Below are 22,930 nucleotides of genomic sequence, written 5' to 3' on the forward strand. Positions count from 1 at the left end.
AACTTTTTCATATCAGAATATAATTTTCTTTCTTGATGCAAGGAGTTTAGCTCCGCTGATGATAAGAAGAACTCCTGTTGCAACTCCCACAATTATTGAGATTATTCCGAAAGCGATATTAAGTGCTCCGGATCCTCCCAAAACCTTATATACATGCTCGTCCATAATAGCCTCCCATATTATTTAGCGCCGTATTCAGCGTAGTATTCATCAATAGATTTCTTGATTTCTTTTGTCAAAAGAACTTCGCCGTCAATCGGTCTGTTGTAGAGATATTCAACAACATCTGACATATTTACGATTGCATGAGCTCCGAAACCGTATCTCTCTTTGATCTCATCGAGAGCGCTCATATCGGAGTCCTGACCCTTCTCCTGTCTGTTAAGCGAAACCATAAGTCCCACGATATCACAGTCAGCCTGCGCCTGAATGATAGGAACTGTCTCCTCAATGGATTTACCGGATGTTGTAACATCCTCGATGATGAGAACCCTGTCACCGTCACGAAGCTTGGAGCCCAAAAGTATACCCTTATCGCCGTGATCCTTGATCTCTTTTCTGTTAGAGCAGTATCTGATCTCTCTGCCGTAAAGTTCGCTGATGGCAACACTTGTTGCTACTGCCAGCGGAATACCCTTGTATGCAGGTCCGAAGAGCACATCAAACTCAAGACCATAAGTATCATGAATAGCTCTTGCATAGTACTCACCAAGCTTACGAAGCTGAGCACCTGTAACGTATGCTCCCGCATTCATGAAAAACGGAGACTTGCGCCCGCTCTTAAGTGTGAACTCCCCAAACTTGAGAACATTGCTGTCCACCATGAACTCAATAAACTCTTCCTTGTATCTCTCCATAACTATACTCTCCTTTGTAATGCATCTTCAATGTCTTTTTTCATATCAAGAGCAGCTGCTCTAGCAGCTTCTCCGACTCTTCCATCTGAAAATTCCTTGTACGCATCACTCTTCCATGCAGCAATTATACCTCTTGAAGAGTTGACGATGGCTCCGAGGCCATCCTTGTTAAAGAAATGAACCAGGTCTTTTCCCTTGCCGCCCTGAGCACCATAGCCCGGAACAAGTATATATGCCTTTGGCATTATCTCTCTTAAGATCTTGCCCATCTCGGGATAGGTTGCACCGACAACCGCACCGACATTACTGTATGAACCGTCCATGGAATCAAGTCCCCATTTATCAACCTGCTCTCCGACTATCTCATAGAGCGGTCTGCCGTCTATGAGTCTGTCCTGGAACTCTCCGCTTGAAGGGTTTGAAGTCTTGACCAGCACAAATATGCCTTTGTCGGCACTGTTACAAACATCTATGAAAGGCTTAACGCCGTCTGTTCCAAGATAGGGATTTACTGTGGCGAAATCAGCATCGAAACCGCTGAATGTAGAATCCCCGATTTTTACTCCTCCCAAATGAGCCTGTGCGTATGAAAGAGATGTCGAACCGATGTCTCCTCTCTTGACATCCGCGATTACTACAAGCCCCTTTTCCTTACAGTAATCAACTGTTTTCTTGTAAGTAATAAGTCCCGGTATACCAAGTTCCTCATACATTGCTATCTGAGGCTTAACAGCCGGAACAATGTCACATATACTGTCTACGATCTCCTTGTTATACTGCCAGAAGGCTTCAGCTGCACCTTCCAGGTTCTTGCCTTTTTCCTCGAAGCATCTGTCCTTGATCCTGTCCGGGATAAAATCCAGCTTCGGGTCAAGCCCCACTACAATCGGAGCATTAGTCTTTTGAATCTTGTCAATAAGTTTGGAGATCATGAAATTTTACCTTTTCCTTTTTATTTATTAGATTTGTTCCTGTTTTCAAGAACCGTAAAGAAGTCATCTATTGCCCCGATAAGCTTTTCTTTGGGCATTGATTTCAAAAGATATTTGGCAGGCTTTAGGCTGATAACCTTCATTACGCTTTCCTTGTCATCCTTGGCTGTAAGGAAAATAACAGGAATATCTCTGATAGCAGGGGTCTCTCTGATCTCTTTCAGCACATCGGGCCCGCTCATGACAGGCATCTCGTAGTCTAAAAGAATGAGATCCACCGAATTCTGCATCAAAAAGCTCATAGCTATTTTGCCGGAGCTTGCCATATAAACGTGATACTTAACGGAGAGCCATGTTCTCATCATTCTGAGCATTGCTCCGTCGTCATCGATGATAAGCACTTTTTTCCTGAGGCTTTCGTCCACTGCGCTGTAATCAAATACTACATTAAGATCCTGTACAAGGAGTTTGACATCAAGAGGTCTGAGATATGTCTCCTGGATCTTTTCCTTGGGAATAATGCACATCGCAAGGTCGAGCTCCTCTTTGTTACCAATAAGGTAGAGCATGAATCTCTCTGAATCGATTGCTTCGTTGAGGTACTTCAGAACACTTAAATGATCCTCGGTAAAATCCCCCAGATACAGAATATATACCTTGGGCTTATCAGCAATCTCACTGATCGCGCTCTTGGTAGGGCCCGCAGTCTCTACCTGAAAATCCTCTTTGAGAAGTCCAATCATTATTGCATTTATCATAAAGCTCTTTTGTATTCCGATAAGCAATACTCTTTTGTCCATCCGCCAGTGCCTCTCACTTATATTTACTCTACAATATATTTAAAAGTCCATCTCTGTCAACTGCTGCCATAAGTCTTTTTACTTCGTGATATTTGTTTCTGTATTCCGCCGGAATAGCGTAATCTTCAAGCATTTTCATAATATCATCCGCGCTGTCAAAATATGATGCCGATACAAATTCTTTTATGGTAGCAAAGGCATTTTCCAGCTCTTCAGGAGATATTTCGGTTTTTTTATTTTCATCTTCTTTAAACAGAGGTTCGAGTCTTGTGTTATAACTTCTGTACATCGAAAGAAGATCCGGAGTCAACATTCTTATATTATCAACATCTCCGTTGTTTCCGCAACTCTCAAGAAATTCTGCTTTTTCAGCGAGGTCGAGAGCACCCACCGCTCTGGCTGAGCTCTTCAGGCCATGAACATAAATGGTATAGTTCTTGATATCATTTTCCGTCTCATAGCGCTCAATGGCTCCGGCTCTCTCATCAATAGACAACCAGAAATCCTTCATTACATCCCTGGCAAGAACTGCTGATCCGCATCGCTCAATGGCTGCATTTATATCCACACCGGTTATCTTGAGAAGATCCTGGAATGCATTTTTATCTTCTTCATCAGTCTCTGCACCTTCGGAGATAAATCCCTCATCCGAAGATTTAGTAACCATGTCCTTTGGCAGATACAACATGATCATTTCTTCAAGTTTCTCAGGATCCACAGGTTTTGACATATAATTTGCAAATCCTTCGCCCAAATACATTTCTCTGGAGCCGGAAATTGCATTGGCTGTCAGCGCCACAACCGGTGTATTCTTATTCAGATTGTCAGACATCTCTTCCATGGCATGGAAAGTCTGGATTCCGTCCATCTCAGGCATTCTGTGATCCAAAAAGATTATATCGTATTTATTGTTTTTTACCATCTCAAGGGCGTCCATACCGCTTATAGCTGTATCCACCTGCATTCTGGTCTGTTTTAACAGGCCCTTGATAACAGTAAGATTTGTTTTGGTATCATCAACCACAAGTATCCTGGCTTTTTCTGCATGGAAGCTCTCCTGATATGCTCCCATTGCTTTTTGGACTTCACCTGCTTTCTGTGTAAAATCTCCAACAGGTTCCCAGTCCACAACACGTTGTTTTATGGCAAAAGAGAATATGCTTCCCTCCCCGTACTTACTGCTGACATCCAGTTTGGAGTCCATAAGTTCAAGAAGTGATACTACGATGTTTATACCAAGCCCCGAGCCCTCAATAGTCCTGTTCTTTTTGGCATCGATTCTCTCAAAGGCAGACATGAGTTTATCCATATCTTCCTCCCTGATTCCAATGCCGGTATCTCGAACGCTGATCTTCAGCATGATGTCCTGAACATCATCGTATTCAGGATTCTCGGGTTCTACTTCCTCATAGTCCACATCAAGCACAACAGATCCGGCCTCAGTGTACTTGACAGCATTTGTCACAATGTTCAGTATACACTGTTTGATCCTGATCTCATCGCCAAAAAGAATATGCGGGATCTTCTCATTAACATTGATGGAAAGGTCCAAATTCTTTTCCCTTGCTCTGACATCGGACATGTTAAAGAGATCGTTGAGCAATGAACCAAGCTCGTATTCAACCGGAATGATCTCCATCTTGCCGGCCTCAATTTTGGAGAAGTCCAGGATATCATTGATCAGTGCCAAAAGAGTCTTGCCTGAGCTCTGTATGTCTCTTGCATAATCAAGTATTGTCTCATCCGCAGACTCTCTGAGGATCATCTCATCAAAACCCAGAACAGCGTTGATAGGTGTTCTGATCTCATGAGAAATAGCAGACAGAAACCTGGATTTTGCTTCATTGGCCGACTTGGCTATTTGGAGCTGATCTTCGATATTCTGTCTGGTCTTAACCAGTTCGATATACTCTACAAGCCTGTATACCGTAAGATCAACGGCGTGATACAAGCCTTCTATTTCATCTTTGGTATTGATTTCCAGATTATGAACCTCTTCAACTGCCGTATTAAGGTTTTTGTCATTGGAATTATATATACTTGTCATGGCCTTGGACAGAGCCCTGATTGGTCTTGCAATCCTCCACTGGGCATATCTGTTCATAAAAACTGCCATCGGAATAACAATAACAGAAATCAGCATAGCCAGCTGAATACTGAATTTATAATCCACCCTCCTCTGTCCTGATACCTGTTCATTAAAATATGTTGTTTCATCCTGGAACACGCCTTCCATCTCACGGCTGACGATCAGTTCCATCCGGGCCGCGCTTCCGACATCAGACAGTGAATTCTTACTCACCGGCTGCTCCAGGGCATTATCATTTTTAATGATCGGCAGAATTGTATTGGATGCAAGCTCTGCTGATATTCCGATAACCAGAGCTTCAAAAATAATGATATTCATAATGATAAGGCTGATCCTGGAAGTGGCTTCCACAGTATATCTCTCATCTTCCGAGAGCTTGGAGGTATCCACATAGTATTTGCCGTTACCAAATAAAAGTTTGATCTTATCAGGAAGTTTTTTGAATATTAAATAGACAATAAAGCTGCTTAAAAGACATCCCGGCAGCTCATTTAAGAAAAAGAACAACTGCTGTTTCAATGAAATAACAGCAATCCCCTCATCACTAAGCAGTATAAGAATAATACCCCAAAAATTACCGACCAGTATCTGCAGGAAAACAGATGCCAGAATAACCTTGTACTTTTTGGCATAGAACCTCCTTCTGGCAAGCATATCCACTACACATACCACAAGAAGGTAGACGAATGTCATATATGAAAAAGAGCTGCTGACATAAGACCTGTGAAGAAACACCAAAAGGACGCATATCATCCCGGGTATGTTACCGCCAAGAGCGGTAACAACAACCAACGGAATATATCTGATGGCATATAAAAGTCCTGCTTTAAAATAGCCTGTCCTTTCAACATAAAGTACGTTTTCATTGTACAGTATGATAAAAGCTGCAGTCAGCAGCACCATCAGAGCTGTTATGATTCTCTTTGTGATCTGTTTCGGATTTCGGGGTCGTTTGAACATTCCGGCTATTTCCATATATGGCACCCTCAGTATTACATATGACCGTCTCTGTGCATCGAAAACTTATCCATAGGATAATTCTTGAGATTTTCCAAAACTTTTCTGTCATCTGCCTTTGCAAGAAGAGCTTCTCTGGGCTTATTTATATCACTGATATTCTTGTGTCTTGAAGGTCCGCCTACACAGCCTCCGGGACAAACCATACCTTCGATAAAGTCCTCGGGAAGCTTACCAACCTTAAGAAGAGTAAGAGCTTTTTTACACTCTGCTCCGCCTGCTGCTCTGTGAAGCTTGATACCCTCGGTATCTTCTCCTCTCTCGTGCATACACTCGATAACAGCATTTGCAACTCCGCCGCTGGCTGCAAATCTCTTTCCCCAGATTGAAGACTCCTGATAATCCTCGGGAACAGGCTCAAATTTGGCATCCTTGGATCTCATGAGAGCTCTGAGTTCTCCGTAGGTTACAACGTAATCCGCATTGTCCGGAACTGATTTATCCTGAGCCTCAGACTTCTTGGCGATACATGGTCCGATAAATACCGTTACGCATCCGGGTCTTGTAGCCTTTAAATATCTTGAAATAGCACACATAGGAGAAACTGTTGATGACATATTCTCCTTGTACTGCTCGGGGAAATGCTTCTTTAACATATTGATGAATGCAGGACAGCATGAAGTTGTCATCTTTCTGCCTTCCTTGTATGCCTCTGACCACTCTGCAGATTCATAGGCAGCTGTCATATCACCGCCAAGTCCTACTTCTACCATATCCGCAAAACCGATCTTTTTAAGTCCCTCCCTGATGGAACCCATGGTGATTTCCTCACCGAACTGTCCCTCGGTTGCAGGTGCACACATTGCAATAACTTCTTTGCCTGCTTTGATCTCTTTTATGATGTCTACGAGGAAGGTCTTGCTTCCGATAGCTGCAAACGGACAGCTGTGGATACAATGTCCGCACTGTATACACTTATCCTCGTCAATCTTGCAATATCCGTACTCATCGTAGGTAATAGCGCCTACAGGACATGCCTTCTTACAAGGTCTCTCGAGATGAACGATAGCGTTATAAGGACATGCATTTGCACACATTCCGCACTCCTTACACTTGGCAGGATCGATGTGCATATGTGTATCACCCGGTGTGATGGCACCGAATTTGCAGGAACTCAGGCAGGCCTTACCCATACAGAATCTGCAGTTATCAGTTACAGAATATGCAGCGATCGGACACTCGTCACATGCCGGATCGATAACCTGCACAATATTCTCAGATTCAGGATTGTAGCTGGGAGCCTTGGCATTTGCCAGATTGATCCTCTGCCTTACAATCTCCCTCTCCTTATATACGCAGCAGCGATACTCCGGCTTGGGTCCCGGTATCATCTTGAGCACAAGCTGCTCAATGTGCTCCTGATCATTTTCGCCATTCCACTCCAGTCTGCACACTTCCTCCATGATCTTGTGCTTGAAGCTGTTCATACTCGCATCATTTGTTACCATAAAAAATCTCCTTTTTTCATACCATCTGAATTACACGGCCAAAGCCAAGTCCTCTTGTGTCATGGGTCGTAAGAACCAGTGGTCCCGAACCCTGCTTGTGTCTGATATATTCAATGCACTTCTCCCTGGACTCATCGTCAAGTCCCGTGAAAGGTTCATCCATGATCAGAATATCACTGGGAATGGCACAGGCTCTGACGATTGCCACGCGTCTTTTCTGGCCTCCCGACAGCTCTTTTACCGGCTTATGAATTGCCTCCTCCGGAAGGAGCTTAAGCAGTTCCTCCGTTACCGTCTCCTTAAAGACCTTCCTGCTGACCATCGTCACATTGGTGACTGCATCATATTCCTCGCAAAGACGGTCCTCCTGAAAAACAGTTCCGGAATTGATGAACGGATATTTATAATCACCGAGGAGCTTCACTGTTCCCGCATCCGGCTTCTCAAGCCCCAGTATGAGACGCAGGAGAGTTGTCTTGCCACAACCCGAAGGTCCTGTGATTATGTAGCTGTGTTCTGATTCTATATTAAGGTTGAAGTCTTCAAGTACGACCTTGCCATCGTACGACTTCTTCACATCTTTTACTTCAATTGTCATTTCGTTCCCCCAATGCCAGGGCAAGTATCTTCTCACAGATAAAAGAGATCAGGACTATAACTATAGTCCAGGCAAAAAGCTCGCCGGTCTCCAAATAAACCTTGGCCAGATACAGGCCGTTGCCCATTGTGTGAAGGGGCTGTCCTATAACTTCTGCAGCTATTCCGCTCTTAAAGCTCATTCCGATAGCAAGTTTAAATGCACTCCGGAAAAAAGGTTTCAGCTGCGGCAAAAAGATATATCGGATAACCCGGCCACCCGGCATCCTGAAAACTTCAGCCATCTCAAGGAGCTTTTTGTCAGTAGAAAGAAGCCCCTCCAAAGTGCTGAGGTAGAGTATCGGAAAAACCACCATCGCACAGATTATCACAGATATATTTTTGCTTCCGAACCATATCAGCAGAAGTATTACAAAACTCGCCACAGGTACGGATTTCAAAGTTACAACAAAAGGCTGTAGAAAATCCCTTATAAACTCTTTGGTGTATGCCAGATATGCGGCTCCTGTTCCAAGAACCGTCCCCACCAAAAATCCCAGGAGTATACGCCATGTACTCTCTGCTATCGATTCCCAGAAATCAGCTGTTCCGGACAGACTGATCAACGCTCTGACAGTCTCCAAAGGTCCGGCCAAAAGTATTTTGTTATGTATTATCAGGGCTACCAGCTGCCAGATCACAAGCCATAAAAGTACCGGAATGCCCTTCTTCAAAACTTTTTTCAACAAGTCCATTCCCCCGGTCAAGCCCCATAGTAAAACTCATCGCCGGGGATACTTCCTCCAACGGATTTGGGATCCTGTTCAAACAAAACCTTGAGATACCCTGCAAGAGTATCCTTCATCTCTTTTCCCGTAATACATGTAATGTTGCAGTTTGGAATAGCCTTCTTGGCCAGTGGCTCCTTGGCTATGATGCCCTGCTCCACCACGAGAGCCGCAGTGGTATCCACATCTGAAAGTGCCTTATCAGCGCTCTCTTTGTGCTCTTTGAGGAACGCATCCACAAGACTTCCGTGTTCCTTGATGAAGGAATTGGTCGCAACCGTAACACCGGTGACGATCTTACAGTCAGTATTAACCTTTGCCCATTCATCGTTTAAGTCAAATGCAATCTTCAGCGACTCATTCTGAGCAAGTGCTGCGGTCACAAAGGGCTGAGGAAGGATTGCAACTGCATCAGCATTATCTGCAAATATTGAAACAATCTCAGTAGGCTCTGACTTAAACTCAAGATTGCAATCTGTTACGCCATTTGCCTCAAGAAGATATCTGATTGTATATTCAGGAACCGCTCCCTGACCGGTTGTGTACACGGTCATACCGGACAGATCTGATACAGATGTAATCTGATCGCCGGCCGATATGCAATTAAGAACTCCCAGGGTATTGATATCAATTACCGATACTCCGCCTTCAACCTTAGTGTTCATTACACATGCTACATTGGCCGGTACAGTAGCTATATCAACTTCTCCAGCCACCATTGCTGCCATGACATCGCTGCCTACAGTGTACATCTCAAAGCTATAATTTGAAGCCTCTCCTTTGTTTATCTTATCAACAAGGTTTACAAGTCCTATTGTGGTGGCACCCTTCATGCCTCCGATCCGAATGACTGTGTCATCCTTCTTTTCCACAGCCCCGCACCCCATAAGTGCACTGGCGATTGTTCCGATAACCATAGCCAGAATGAGTATAAGGGCCACACTTGACAGTATTCTCTTTGATTTGTTCATTCTCATTTTCGTGTATAAACTCCAGTCTCTCCGTATTTATTTCTGGTTTATCATGCCTGCCAGATAGCCGGCACCGAAACCATTGTCTATATTTACCACGCTCACTCCGCTTGCGCAGGAATTAAGCATGGATAAAAGAGCTGCAACACCTCCGAAAGAAGCTCCGTATCCGACACTAGTCGGCACAGCAATGACAGGTACTGATGCAAGGCCTCCTATGACGCTCGGGAGAGCGCCTTCCATTCCGGCAATCGCTATGATCACATTGGCCGTCATGATCTCTTCCATCGGTTCCTGTGCAAGAAGTCTGTGTATACCTGAAACACCGACATCATAAAGCCTTACAACCTTATTGCCGAAAAACTCAGCAGTAAGAGCAGCTTCCTCAGCAATAGGAATATCACTTGTTCCGCCCGTGGCAACTACTATCTTGCCATCGCCCTCAAACGGAGAAGCCTTAACATCGTGAGGAACGGAAAACCCGGGTTTGCCCTCATCTGTATAGGCTATTCCGACTTTGCTGTACTCATCATATATAAAAAAGCCAGTTGTTTCCGATAAATTGCTCTCATAGTACTGCGCAGCTTCTTTTGACATTCTTGTGATGAGCGCCCTGTTCTGGCCATGACCAAGCAGCGCTTTTGATATTTCAAAGATCTGCTCGGGAGTCTTGCCGGCACCATAGATCACCTCCGGTTTACCCTGTCTTATTCCTCTGTGAAAATCAGGTCTTGCAAACCCCATATCTTCAAAAGGCTCTTCCTTCAGACTCAGAACTGCCTCATCAACTGAAATCTCACCTGATCTTACAAGGTTTAAAAGCTCCTTGACGCTTCTCTCATCCATAGTATGTCTCCATAATCAGCGCATAATAACCTAATATTATTCTACCACAGAATTAATCTGATCCAGCAATTTCTGAACATCGTCTACACTCATCATTCCAAAGCTTGCCAGACTAAGGACAGGCATTTCCTTTATCATCTTTTCAAACATTTTCTTGCCTGCTTCGCCCAGGGATTCATCATTTCCGCCTTCCTGGTCATTTGCTGCAAGCACCTTATCGATGACAGGTCCGAGTATCTCTTTTCCCTTTCTGTTCTCGAGGATATCCTCAATAGGAGTAAAGGTGATAAAGTTTCCGGGAAGGTCAACTGTTCCCTCAACATGAACCTGAACGGTATGCCTGATGTCAGCTGAGGAAGCACCAACCATGATGCTGTAATCATCACTCGGTACGTAGAAGTCATGGAGCCTCTCATCGTAGTAGGCAAAAGACCTCTTGTCCAGAGTAAAGGTTACCCTTGTACTCTCGCCCGGGTTTAATTCAATCTTCTTAAAGCCCTTCAGCTCTTTATGCGGTCTGGAAACCCTTGGAGCATTCTCTGAAACATAGAGCTGAACAACCTCCTTGCCTGCATATCTTCCAACGTTCCAAACATCAATGCTGACATTTACAGTATCCTGATCCGTGATGCTGTCCTTGTCTATGCTTATATTGGAATACTCAAATTCAGAATAGGTAAGTCCATGTCCGAAGGGGAACAGTACCGGCATTCTCTTCTTTTCATAATATCTGTAGCCGATATAAATGCCCTCTGCATAAACGGGGTTACCATGTTCTCCCGGGAAATTCAAAAAGCTTGGGTTATCGGAAAGCTTGATGGGATATGTCTCAGCAAGTTTTCCCGAAGGATTTGCCTCTCCCCATAAAAGCCTTACGGTTGCCTCTCCTACAGCATCTCCCGCAAGCATCATATCCAGCACCGCATCTACCTTATCTATCCATGGCATTGCCACAGCACCACCGTTATGGAGTACCACAACAACCTTTTTGCCGGTATGGGCGAGATCGTCGATAAGCTTATCCTGCTCCCTCGGAAGATTGATATCATCTCTGTCAAAGCCTTCCGATTCGTAAGATGCGGGAAGACCGGCAAATATAACTATAACATCTGCATTCTCAGCAGCCTGAACTGCCTCTTCCCTGAGAATATAACTGTCTTTGGTATTTGACGTGTCATATCCTCTCACATATGAAACACCTCTGTCTGCTGCCGCATCAAGAGCATTGGAAACACAGATACTGTTGATGTGTGAAGAACCTGATCCCTGATATCTCGGAGTCTTTGCAAACTCACCCACAAAGAGGATCTTTTTATCCTTCTTAAGAGGAAGTACTCTGTTATTCTTCAGAAGAACCGCACTGTTTTCTGCCAGTTCTCTTGCCAGTTCATAGTCAGCCTTACTTGTAGCCTCGTTGGATGGAGCTGCATCCTTTGGAGCATTGTCATCATTCCAGAAGAACACATCAAGTATGCGTCCTACTGCTTTATCAACCAATGCCTCATCCAGCTCTCCCGCTTCCACAGCAGCAATAATTGCCTTCTCGTGGTCTTTTGGTCCGCCGGGCATAACAAGATCAAGTCCTGCCTCAACTCCCTTTGCAGGTCCTTTTCCTGCGCCCCAATCAGTTACAACAAATCCGTCAAATCCCCACTTGTCCCTCAGGACATCGGTGAGCATGTATTTATTCTCTGAAAGATAGGTTCCGTTGAGCTGGTTGTAAGCACACATAATGGACTTGGGTCCCGCCTCTTTTACCAGCATCTCAAATGCAGTCAGATATATCTCATGAAGTGTCCTCTCATCAACTATGGAATTGCCGGACATTCTTCTGTATTCCTGGTTATTGGTGGCAAAATGCTTGGGGCAGGCTGCCACGCCCTTTGACTGAACGCCCTCTACAAAAGCCGAAGCCAGTTTACCTGCAAGATAAGGATCCTCTGAAAAATACTCAAAATTTCTTCCGCAGACAGGACTTCTCTTCATGTTAAGTCCCGGTCCCAAAAGCATACTGATATGCTCCCTGTTGCACTCATCGCCCAGGCTCTGTCCAAGCTTTTTCTCCAGATCCACATCAAAACTTGATGCAAGTGTATTGGCTGAAGGATAGCAGACAGTCTTTATGCTCTCCTTCTTTCCGAGATGATCAGGGCTGCCCTCCTGCTTTCTCAGGCCGTTAGGTCCGTCGCACATCATGTATCCCTTGATGCCAAGCCTGTCTATGGCCTGTGTATGCCAAAAGTCTCCTCCTGAAAGAAGAGATGCTTTTTCCTGTAATGTCATTTTTGAAATAAGTTCTGCTGATTTCACGCTGATCCTCCTTTTATCTGATATCCTCTAAAAGTCTGTGTTTGCCGTCTATAGATTCGTAGACAAAAATCTCGCAGTTCTTGGGCCTTGGCCTCCAGATGACTCCGCTTTTTCTGTTTTCAAGATATCCCCTTATGGGTCTTATTATTCCGCCATGACAGGCAACAAGTACATTTTCATAGTCCTTCTGCTCCAGCTCCTTAAGAAAAGAGCTTGTCCTGTCTATCATTTCCCGAAGGGTCTCAACTCCCTTAGGAGCCTTGAATATCTCCGGAAAAGACCAGTATGACATCATGGGGAGTCCCGTCATATAATAGTTCTTGAGTTCATATTTGCCAAAATTTGCCTCGATGATCCTCTCATCCTTGATGATGTCATCTTCGGACACATTTCCTATTATCTCCGCCGTCCTGACCGCTCTTATAAGAGGGCTTGAATAGACAGCGTCAAACTTTAAATCTCCAAGCAGCTCTCTCTTGGCTCTGGCCTGAGAAAGTCCCGCTTCGTTTAAGGGAATATCGCTTCTTCCCTGCATCATTCTGTGTTTGTTATAGTCTGTCTGACCATGTCTTACGACATAAATCTTCATCGGGTAAAAACCTCATTTCTTCTTTGAATAATCAGGCCTTGCATTCTTCAGATCCTTGTAGATGATCCTGTAATTGTCATACCTCACTCCGGAGAGCTTTCCTTCCTCAAGAGCTGACTTCACGCCGCAATCAGGCTCTGCAATATGTGAGCATCCTCCAAACCTGCAAAAGGGCTCGAATTCCTCAAATTCAGGATAATATCCCATAAGCTCGTCGGCGCTGACATCCCTGAGTTCCAGTGAAGTAAAGCCCGGTGTGTCAATAATAAATGTATCCTGCCCGTCCTCCGACAGTTCTTTTACGAAAAAGAGCTCTGAATGTCTTGTAGTATTCTTGCCCCTGTCAATCTTCCTGCTGAGTTCACCGATCTGCATATCCGCATCGGGAACAAGTTTGTTTAAAAGAGATGACTTGCCGACGCCGCTGGGTCCTGCCAGAGTTGAAGTTTTGCCTTTTAAGAGCTCCTTGAGCTCATCAAGGCCGCGCTCCTCTTTTACACTGACAAAAAGAACCTTATATCCGCACTTCTCATAGGCGTCATGAAGCTCTTTTTGCTCCTCCTCAGTGGCGATGTCCTGCTTGTTGAAGCAGATAATGACCGGCAGATTCTGCTGCCTCATCATGATAAGAAAGCGGTCCAAAAGATTGTAGTTGGGATCCGGCTTAACAATAGCGAACAAAATAACCGCCTGGTCAACATTTGCAACAGGCGGTCTGTAAAGACAATTTTTTCGAGGCAGGATATCCGTAAGATTTCCCTGCCTGTTTTCTTCATCAATAATCTCAATCTCAACATTATCGCCTACTATTGGTTTTATACCGGACCTTCTGAATATCCCTTTGGCCTTACATTCATAGACCTTGAGATCTCTGGTCTCCACATAATAAAACCCGGCGATGCCCTTAAGTATCCTACCTCGCATAAGGGTTAGTTCTCCTGCGTGAAAGTAACCGCTCTGGTTACTGTGTACTCCTGAGTCTCTCCACCTGTTGTTTCTCCGGTTTCGGGATTGGTGGATGTAGGAGCAGTTGCTGTGTAAACAAAAGTGAGTGTTCCGGTTGGAGCTGTTATTCCCTTGTACGTACCCTGTACAGGGAAATCAGTTGTTGTCGTGCTAAGAAGCGTTGTTCCGTCTGATGTTACCAGCGTCACCCTCACAGGAATTCCGTATGTATAATTTTCTCCCTCGGTGGGAGCTGCAATCTCTGCATTGTAACTGTATGTTACCTTGGCGGGGCCTGTTGAAAGTTCCATGTTTATAACAGTTCCCTGTGATACTGAAGTCTGAGGAGCTATGCTCTGAGCACATATAAGACCTGTCAGATTGGAGTCCTCATTGGTGGTCTCTACGACCTTACCTGCCTCAAGTCCTGCTTCTACCAGAGTAATAACAGCATCTTCAGAAGTCATGCCGATTATATTGGGCACAGTAACCTGTCCCTCTGACTTGGCTGTTGAAACCTCGGCAGTTGCTGCCTGAGTACTGTGATTGGAACCGTCACTTATGTAAATTGTGACCTTTGATCCGCTCTTTGTTTTATTGCCTGCTGCCGGACTCATTGAAACAACAGTGTCCTTGGCTGCAGTATTGGCAGAGTCCGCTGCCTTCTCTACATCAAAACCCTTGTCGTCATGAAGTATGGAAACAGCTTCTGCAACAGTCTTGCCTACAACATCGGGAATCTCAATTCCGTCAGCTGAATCGGAACTTGTCTCGGTACTGCTAAGCTCCGTGCTTGCTCCCTCTACCGGCTCTTCCTCTCCGCCGAATATTCCAAGGCTTCTTCCAAGAAGAAGCAGAACGATAAAGCCTACAAGAGCAGCTGAGATGATCGCCATTACTATTGTCATCTTCTCAACTTTTGACTGTGAAGAGCTCGAGCCTGAACCTGACCTTCTCCTGTTTGATGACTTGGAATAGCCGTAGAATTCGTCATCGTCATCGTCGTAGGTTCTTCTCTTAGGTCTCTTTTTATCGTAATCATCGTAGTGATCGTCTCTGTCATAGTCCTTCATCACATCGGACTTAAGCCTCATCTGCTCTGTATCGGACAATCTTCCGCCGGAGCTGTGAAGCATCTCTTCCTCTTCCTCAGAGGCAACTCTCGTAGCTCCCTCCTCGTCGGGATCCACCAAAGACACAAAGTCTTTGTCCGGGGTGATAAGTGATCTCTTAAGATCTGCAATAAGCTCAGCCGCATTCTGATAACGTCTGTCCGGGCTCTTCTGGCAGCACTTAAGCACGATCTTCTCAACACTTATCGGTATCTCATCATTGAACTCAGCAGGGCTCGGAAGCTCCTCCTGAATATGCTTGATGGCAATTGCAACAGTTGTGTCCCCATTGAAAGGAACTCTTCCTGTGAGCATCTCAAAGAGTGTGATTCCAAGTGAATAGATATCACTCTTGGCATCGCTGTATCCGCCTCTTGCCTGCTCCGGAGATGTATAATGAACCGATCCCATGACATTGGAGGTAATGGTGTTGCTGGTGGCAGCCTTGGCAATTCCAAAGTCTGTAACCTTAACCTTACCGTCTCTTGAGATCATGATATTCTGCGGTTTGATATCTCTGTGTATGATACCGTTATTGTGAGCAGCCTCCAGTCCCATAGCCACCTGGATTGCTATACTGACCGCTTCCTTGACTGAGAGCCTTGACTTCTTCTCGATGTATTTCTTGAGAGTAATTCCGTCAACAAGCTCCATTACTATATAATTTATTCCGTCTTCATCGCCTACATCATACACATTAACAGTGTTAGGATGCAGAAGACCTGCAGTTGACTGTGCTTCTACCCTGAACTTGGATACGAAGTTCTCATTCTCGGAAAACTCCTGTTTGAGCACTTTAACAGCAACAAGTCTATTAAGCTTATGATCTTTTGCTTTGTAAACATCGGACATGCCGCCGGTGCCGATCTTTTCAAGCACCTCATAGCGATCTCCGATCACCATTCCAATCTTAACCATTTAGTCCTCCAATGTGCCCCGGTTCATCTGCATAAGGCTCAATAAGAATAACCGCTATATTGTCCTTGCCTCCGTTGTTATTGGCGTGGTCAACGAGCTTTTGCGCCTTTTCGATAATATCCCTCTGACCGCTTACTATCATGCGGATCTCTTCATCCTCAAGCATGTTTGTAAGTCCGTCAGAACACATGAGAACGATGTCCCCACGGTTTAATTCCACATTAAAAAAGTCGATGTCTACTGTCTCAGTGGCACCGATAGCCCTGGTAATTATATTCTTATCAAGGTGAGTCCTTGCGGTTTCTCTGTCTATTCCCCCCATACGGACCATCTCTTCCACAAGGGAATGGTCTCTGGTTATCTGAGTGATCTTGTCATTAATTACATAAAGCCTTGAGTCTCCGACATTGGCAACCTGCAGATATCTGCCAAGAACCGTGGCTGCAACTACAGTTGTACCCATTCCGAAAAGATTAGGGTCCTCTGCTGCCTTCTCGCGGAGCTTCCTGTTGGCTGTCTTAATGGCATTCTCCAAAATCTTGACAGGACTCTGTTCAAAAGACTTCTCGATCTCCTCCACCATGGTATCTACGGTAAATCTGGACGCATAGTCACCTGCATTGTGACCACCCATGCCGTCTGCAACAATGAACACGTTGGACAGATTACCGATCCTGGTGTCGGATGAAAAGACATAATCCTGATTTAATTTTCTCTTTTTTCCTATATCCGTAATGGAAAAAGTCTTAAGCAAAACTGCCTCCTGAGAGTACATTTATTCATGGAAAAAAAGCAGGTGGTACTATTTCTCTTCCAGATGGCGTCTGCGCAATTGTCCACAGGCTCCGTCTATATCCCTGCCCATTTCTCTTCTAATAGTAACATTTATATGGCTTTTTTCAAGCTTATTTTTGAACTGCTCAGCGCCCTTGCGGTCTGTGGGCTTAAAGGTCCTCTCCTTGATCGGGTTCACCGGAATAAGGTTTACAACCGCGTTAAGCCCCTTTAGAAGATCTGATAATTCAGCCGCGTCTTTGTCAGTGTCATTTACACCGCTCACCAGCGAATACTCAAAGGTGAGCTGTCTTCCTGTTTTGTCAAAATATGCCCTGCAGGCATCAAGAACTTCCTTGATGGTATAAGTATTGGCGATAGGCATAAGCTCTTTTCTCTTCTCATCGTTAGATGCATGAAGGGAGAGCGCAAGGTTTATGGCAAAATCTTCATCCGCCAGCTTGTATATGTTTGGAACAATTCCGCAGGTGGATATGGTAAGGTTCCTCTGGCCTAAGTTGTGTCCGTTCGGATCACTCAGTAGTCTTACAAATTTCACGACATTGTCGTAGTTATCCAGCGGTTCTCCGCTTCCCATTACAACAACTCTGGCAACCTTCTCCCCTGTGATCCTGGATATTGCATATATCTGGTCAAGCATCTCTGATGGCAAAAGACCTCTAACCACTCCGTCAATGGTTGACGCACAGAACTTACATCCCATCCTGCATCCAACCTGAGAAGAGATACATACGCTGACTCCGAATTTGTATTTCATGAAAACACTCTCGATGACATTGCCATCGGAGAGTGCAAATAAAAACTTCTTGGTTTCGTCCAGCTTTGACTCCTGAAGATCCACCTGCTTTAGGGATGTGAAGTCAAAATTTTCCATCAGCTTGCTCTTTAAAGATGCAGGAATATTGGTCATCTCATCGTAGCTTCTTGCCATCTTTACATGCATCCACTGATAGAGCTGTTTTGCCCTGAACGCGGGCTCTCCCATCTCCTTGATTACAGCTGTCAGCTCATCAAGGTTCAGAGACTTTATATCTCTATTTAAATCGTACATCTATAACTCCTGTAAATAAATTTATGCATTCGGATCTATATACCTGAATCCGAGCATTGTGACATCATCAAACTGCTCAGCTTCGCCAACGAATGCGGAAAGGTCATTTCTGACTCTCGGAAGAAGTCTGTCCAGAGGAATATCCTTATTGGCATTGAGAGCGTCAAGAAGTCTGTCGGTACCATACTGCTGTACATCCATATCTATTGCCTCAGGGATACCATCTGTGTAAACAAAGATCTCATCTCCGTACTCAAGCTGAAGCTCATAATCCTTGTACATTACGCCTTCCATGGTGGCAAGCGCAATACTGTGTTTGTCCTTAAAGAGCTCATAGTCTCCGCCTTTATGCCTGATTATCGGATACTCATATCCGGCATTTGAGCATCTCATAAGTCCGGTCTTAAGATCCATAATACCGATCCAGACTGTGACGAACATGTCCGCATCGTTGCCTTCGCACAATACGTCATTGACTTTGGCAAGTATCTCGGAAGGACTCGAGCCCGCTCCTGCGGTACTTCTTATGGCAGCCTTACTTCTCATCATGAAAAGAGATGCAGGAATACCTTTTCCGGATACGTCAGCAATAACAAGTGCCATAACACCGGCATCCAAAAAGAAGAAATCGTAGAAGTCGCCTCCCACCTCTTTGGCAGGATCCATAGTTGCAAAGACCTCTACGTCTTTTCTTGGAATCCTGAAGTTCTGCGGAAGCGCAGATTCCTGTATGGATTTGGCAAATTCAAGCTCCTGGGCTATTCGCTTTTCGGCAGCATCAATATAGCCCTTCAAAACATCAACTGTCTGGTTTATGTCATCGGAAAGTGATGCAAATTCCGATGAATTGTAGACATTTACCGTCTCGTTAAGGTCACCGTTTGTAATCTTGTTGAGGGATTCGTTTACAAGATCCAGATTATTTACAACTATTTCCTGAACCAGCATGGATATCAGAACATAGATTACCGTAAACAAAATGATATCGGCAAGAGCAGTTTCATACGCCGCTGCATCCCTGTCGTCATAAACCTCATCAGACGGGAGCATTACCAGAAGTATCTCATCATTGGCAAGCGTATCTGCTCTGCAGAACGAATACAAGCCAAATACATTTCCTCTGAACATACCTTTGTCAAGATTAGCCATTACAGCTGCCATCTCGGCATCAGACAATGAATCGCCCTTATGCCCTCCGGTAATACTAAGACCTGACTCTCTCAGAATATCAAAGGCCCCCGTCTCGCCCACATGGGAATGCAGAACATTTATGTTATAGTTCTTTTCACGAACCTCGTTATAGGTCTCTATTATATCTTTTGATGCTGTTTCAAGCCTCTCATCTGTATTCTGAACCGCAGAGGCAGTCTGAACCGCAAAAGAAAAGCAAAATCCGACAACAATGATAATTGCACTTACCAAAAACAGCCAGCGTTGAAATTTCTGGGCTACCTGAATCTCAGAGTCCTTGCGTCTCTTAAAGGGATTCTTCCATTCCCCCGCATAGATCTTCAGCACATTCGCACATAACGCAAGTCCCAATCCGGTGAATATGATCATCGGAGGTGCACAGACCTTTACAACGTAAAAAGCCATCTTCATGTCATCTTTGTGTGTGATGAACACAACATACATATGGAAAACTTCCATAACCGCACCCATGAAAAATGCATAGGTTGCAGAAGGCTTTTTTCTCTTAAAGATAAATATGCTCATGAAAGCAGCAACAAATCCCGAAAGACATGTAGAAATGGCACATGCCTCCTCGGTGTAGGAACCGATGCCCCAATAAGCTCCGGCTATGTACCTCTCAATACCACCTATAAGTCCTGCGATTATTCCCGCAAGCGGATCAAAGAAAAGTCCTGCACAGAGAGGGCCCATATCTCTGACATTTATCAGCATATGGCTGTAGTCCACACCAAAATGGGTGGATAAAATTGCGCATCCGGCGTAAACAAACGCAAGCAGTATCCTGATCGACCAGGTTATCTTTTTGTCCCTCAGATAAATCCACAAAAGCAATGTAAGAATGGTTATTGCCAAGGTTATACCGGACATTTTGATGATCATCAAAAGCATATCGTTACCCCTCTTAACAAAATGCAATCACACTGTCTGATACCGTTATTTTTCTTTTCTTCTAAGCTTTGAGATAAAAAATCCATCGGTGCCGTACTGTCCGGGCAGAAGCTGAATATAACCGTTTTCAGCGGTTTTTGCAAGCTCTCCGCCATTAAATGCCTGCGGAAGCATATCCTTAATGTTTACAGGTTCAAAAGGGAGCTCTGAGCATATCCTGCTGACCATGGCCTCGTTCTCATCCCTGTTTACCGTACAGGTCGAATACATCAGGATTCCGCCGGGCTTAACATAATCCCAGGCTGTCTTTATTATCTCCCACTGAAGCTTTGACACATCGGTAAGACTCTGTCGTGTTACGTTATATTTTATATCGTTCTTTCTTCCGATTATCCCAAGACCTGAACATGGAAGATCCATAAATAGAATATCGGCTTTGTTCTCCATATTGCGGTCGTGGATCCTGGCATCGTAAAGCTCAACCTTCACATTTGCACATCCCATTCTCTCAGCGTTTTCTCTGATAAGATCGCATTTGTGCTCAGATACATCTCTGGAGATCACCACACCCTGGCTGCTCTCTGCGCCGTCTGCGCCTCCTGATACTCTCTCAGCTGCATGAAGGCTCTTTCCTCCGGGCGCGGCACAGACATCAACAACCACCTGTCCGGGCTGCGGATTCGCAATCTCTGTAACCATCATGGAGCTGACATCCTGAGCAAAGAACAGACCCTCATCAAACCCCGGAAGGAATCTGATATTGTCGGTCTTTTCAAGATTGAGTGCATACGGAAGGATGTCACTTTCTGTTACAACCACTCCGATTGATTCGAGTTCTTTTACGAAAGCTTTCTTGTCACAGCCGTTTTTAAGGCGCACTGTTGTAGGCCTTGGCTGCAGGAAGAACTTAAGTATTTCCTCTGTTTTTTCAAAGCCGTAAGTGCTTACCCACATCTCGCATATCCACTCGGGCATGGAATAAAGAGCCTCGAGGTATGCTATGCCGTTCTTTTCATCTTTTGAGGGATATTCGATTTTCTCTTTATTACGGGCAATGTTTCGAAGCACTCCGTTAACAAAGCCCTTAAGCCCTGCAAACTTGTGCTTCTGTGCCAGCTTAACAGCCTGGTTGCATGCCGCGGAATCCGGAACCGCATCCATGAACATGATCTGATACACACTCATCCTCAGAAGGCTTCTTATGAAGGGTTGCATCTTGTCCACTTTGGTCTTGGAAAAAGAGTTGAGGATATAATCGATCTGTATCTGTCTCTCGATACAGCCGTCCACAACCCTCTTCATGAAGGCCTTGTCCCTGCTCTCCAGATAATCGTATTTATTAAGGCTGTCTTTTAAAAGGGATGGCTTCCTGATGCCATCCCTGTCGTATTCAATAAGGATATTGAGAACTATCTCTCTTATGTTTGCCATGCTAATCTCCAAGTACTTATATATATTCAATTATCTGATGTATTATGGATTTTTGTCAAACAAAAATGGCCCCCGGGGACGGAGTCAAGGGGTCATTTTCAGAATATTCTGAAAATGACCTCCTGACTCCGTCCCCGGGGGCCAAAATCATCTCAAATCAGACAGCAGTATCTAAAGTATTGATGTCATCTGCCACCTTTTTCTTGTTGAAGATCGGTGCCAAGATGAACAGTGCAAAGATCAGGCTTCTGAATAACATGATCGGCAGATGTGACCACTCCAGGCTCTGGTTCTGAAGTACGTTAACATCTCCGCCGGTAAATATAACAACGTAATTGTTATTGATAAAATGCATGATCGCGATTGTCCAGATATTCTGCGTCTTCATATATGCATAGCCAAAGAAAATTCCCATTGTAACGCAGGTTATAATCTGTGTTACCAACAGCTGCGGACCAGAATCTGTGCTATAGAACATGAAATCAGCAGCTGTATGCCATACTCCCCAGATAACGCCGACCAGAATAACGCCGAGTCTGAGACCGAATTTCTTTTGCATAATGGGCTGTAAATAGTATCTCCAGCCGTACTCTTCACCAAGAAACGCGATCATGGTTATAGGGAAATTGATCATGATCATCGCTGCATTAAGCCAGTTCATAGGATTAAAGACCATGGCATTCAAATCTGAGAAATCACCGATTCCCTCTCCGGCTCCAACGTTGGCTGCAAGCTGTGCAGTATAAAACCTGCCAAAGAACAGAACAAGGAAAACAAGGATCATCACTATACTGAGAACAATGTTCTTTCTGCAAAGTCCCGTATTTTCTCTCTTTTCTCTTCCACATGCCCAAAAGGCAATATAAGAAACAACGCTTCCTGCGATAAGTACATACTGACTGTACAGATTCCAGTTGGAGACGATTCCGGCTCCGCTGTCGATCATCTGCTCAGGCGCAAATACAGATATTAAAGCGATTATCATCATTATAAGCGCCGTAACAAGAAATGCCCCAAAGCCGACCATCGGAAGTTTCTTTTCCTTCCTGTCAAAAAACAACATTCCCAGTATTACTCCGCATGCAGGGTAAGTCATCATCGCATTTACAAAGGCTGTCAGATCTTTTCCTCCCCTGAGACCGATGAACATAAATACACTCATGATTGCTGTAACACCGAAGGCTACAGCAAAAAAGACATATAACTTTTTTCTCTCATTAACACTCATCTTTTCATTTTCTCCTTGAATATACAATTTAACACCCAAACCATAAATTGTGTTCCCCTTACACTGATTTGAGCGGAATTTACACTCAATTTAGAATATCATAAAAAAGAAGTCTGCGGGGGTTATTCCGCAGACTTCACAAATT

Annotated in this window: 19 protein-coding genes; all 19 read right to left on the reverse strand. The window is 44.5% G+C overall.

The genetic code is table 11. The features are described 5' to 3' along the window. Positions 1 to 12: 12 nt before the first annotated feature. The gene (locus G590_RS21480; protein ID WP_022764093.1) at positions 13 to 165 is read right to left on the reverse strand and encodes a hypothetical protein; all 153 of its coding nucleotides are present in this window, start codon (positions 163 to 165) and stop codon (positions 13 to 15) included. Positions 166 to 179: 14 nt separating this feature from the next. After that, a complete protein-coding gene (gene pyrE, locus G590_RS0102485; RefSeq protein WP_022764094.1) occupies positions 180 to 857 on the reverse strand; it encodes an orotate phosphoribosyltransferase in 678 nt (225 codons plus the stop codon). 2 nt (positions 858 to 859) lie between these two features. Further along, positions 860 to 1,789, reverse strand: coding sequence for an orotidine-5'-phosphate decarboxylase (pyrF, locus tag G590_RS0102490; protein ID WP_026493867.1), 930 nt, complete (start codon positions 1,787 to 1,789; stop codon positions 860 to 862). A 20-nt stretch (positions 1,790 to 1,809) separates the two neighbouring features. Next, entirely contained in the window at positions 1,810 to 2,589 is a 780-nt protein-coding gene (locus G590_RS18145) for a response regulator (RefSeq protein ID WP_022764095.1), read from the reverse strand. 28 nt (positions 2,590 to 2,617) lie between these two features. Next, on the reverse strand, positions 2,618 to 5,653 hold the full coding sequence (locus G590_RS18150; protein ID WP_022764096.1) for a response regulator: 3,036 nt from the start codon (positions 5,651 to 5,653) through the stop codon (positions 2,618 to 2,620). A gap of 17 nt (positions 5,654 to 5,670) precedes the next feature. After that, positions 5,671 to 7,143: a 4Fe-4S dicluster domain-containing protein gene (locus G590_RS0102505; RefSeq protein WP_022764097.1), complete on the reverse strand. Its 1,473-nt coding sequence runs from the start codon at positions 7,141 to 7,143 to the stop codon at positions 5,671 to 5,673. 16 nt (positions 7,144 to 7,159) lie between these two features. Further along, a complete protein-coding gene (locus G590_RS0102510; RefSeq protein ID WP_022764098.1) occupies positions 7,160 to 7,741 on the reverse strand; it encodes an ABC transporter ATP-binding protein in 582 nt (193 codons plus the stop codon). After that, positions 7,731 to 8,465, reverse strand: a complete 735-nt coding sequence (locus G590_RS0102515; RefSeq protein WP_026493868.1) for an ABC transporter permease — start codon at positions 8,463 to 8,465, stop codon at positions 7,731 to 7,733. Before G590_RS0102515 ends, G590_RS0102510 begins: the two co-directional genes overlap by 11 nt. A gap of 17 nt (positions 8,466 to 8,482) precedes the next feature. Continuing rightward, positions 8,483 to 9,484: an ABC transporter substrate-binding protein gene (locus tag G590_RS0102520; RefSeq protein ID WP_022764100.1), complete on the reverse strand. Its 1,002-nt coding sequence runs from the start codon at positions 9,482 to 9,484 to the stop codon at positions 8,483 to 8,485. A gap of 30 nt (positions 9,485 to 9,514) precedes the next feature. After that, a complete protein-coding gene (larB, locus tag G590_RS0102525) occupies positions 9,515 to 10,324 on the reverse strand; it encodes a nickel pincer cofactor biosynthesis protein LarB (RefSeq protein ID WP_022764101.1) in 810 nt (269 codons plus the stop codon). A gap of 36 nt (positions 10,325 to 10,360) precedes the next feature. Further along, entirely contained in the window at positions 10,361 to 12,634 is a 2,274-nt protein-coding gene (locus G590_RS0102530; protein ID WP_022764102.1) for a glycoside hydrolase family 3 C-terminal domain-containing protein, read from the reverse strand. 13 nt (positions 12,635 to 12,647) lie between these two features. Continuing rightward, entirely contained in the window at positions 12,648 to 13,223 is a 576-nt protein-coding gene (locus G590_RS0102535; RefSeq protein ID WP_022764103.1) for a histidine phosphatase family protein, read from the reverse strand. 12 nt (positions 13,224 to 13,235) lie between these two features. Further along, entirely contained in the window at positions 13,236 to 14,147 is a 912-nt protein-coding gene (gene rsgA, locus G590_RS0102540) for a ribosome small subunit-dependent GTPase A (protein WP_022764104.1), read from the reverse strand. Positions 14,148 to 14,152: 5 nt separating this feature from the next. Beyond that, the gene (gene pknB, locus G590_RS0102545) at positions 14,153 to 16,198 is read right to left on the reverse strand and encodes a Stk1 family PASTA domain-containing Ser/Thr kinase (protein WP_022764105.1); all 2,046 of its coding nucleotides are present in this window, start codon (positions 16,196 to 16,198) and stop codon (positions 14,153 to 14,155) included. Next, positions 16,191 to 16,952 (reverse strand): Stp1/IreP family PP2C-type Ser/Thr phosphatase, encoded by a 762-nt coding sequence (locus tag G590_RS0102550; protein WP_022764106.1) that lies wholly within the window; start codon positions 16,950 to 16,952, stop codon positions 16,191 to 16,193. Before G590_RS0102550 ends, pknB begins: the two co-directional genes overlap by 8 nt. Positions 16,953 to 17,000: 48 nt before the next feature. Beyond that, positions 17,001 to 18,044, reverse strand: coding sequence for a 23S rRNA (adenine(2503)-C(2))-methyltransferase RlmN (gene rlmN, locus G590_RS0102555; RefSeq protein WP_022764107.1), 1,044 nt, complete (start codon positions 18,042 to 18,044; stop codon positions 17,001 to 17,003). 21 nt (positions 18,045 to 18,065) lie between these two features. Further along, a complete protein-coding gene (locus G590_RS20345; RefSeq protein ID WP_022764108.1) occupies positions 18,066 to 20,126 on the reverse strand; it encodes a SpoIIE family protein phosphatase in 2,061 nt (686 codons plus the stop codon). A gap of 45 nt (positions 20,127 to 20,171) precedes the next feature. Next, positions 20,172 to 21,557 (reverse strand): 16S rRNA (cytosine(967)-C(5))-methyltransferase RsmB, encoded by a 1,386-nt coding sequence (gene rsmB / locus G590_RS0102565; RefSeq protein WP_022764109.1) that lies wholly within the window; start codon positions 21,555 to 21,557, stop codon positions 20,172 to 20,174. A 157-nt stretch (positions 21,558 to 21,714) separates the two neighbouring features. Next, positions 21,715 to 22,785 carry a CPBP family intramembrane glutamic endopeptidase gene (locus G590_RS0102570; RefSeq protein WP_022764110.1) on the reverse strand — a complete coding sequence of 357 codons (1,071 nt, stop codon included), beginning with the start codon at positions 22,783 to 22,785 and terminating at the stop codon, positions 21,715 to 21,717. Positions 22,786 to 22,930: the final 145 nt, after the last annotated feature.

This window comes from Butyrivibrio sp. XPD2006 (assembly GCF_000420865.1).
Taxonomy (GTDB): Bacteria; Bacillota; Clostridia; order Lachnospirales; family Lachnospiraceae; genus Butyrivibrio.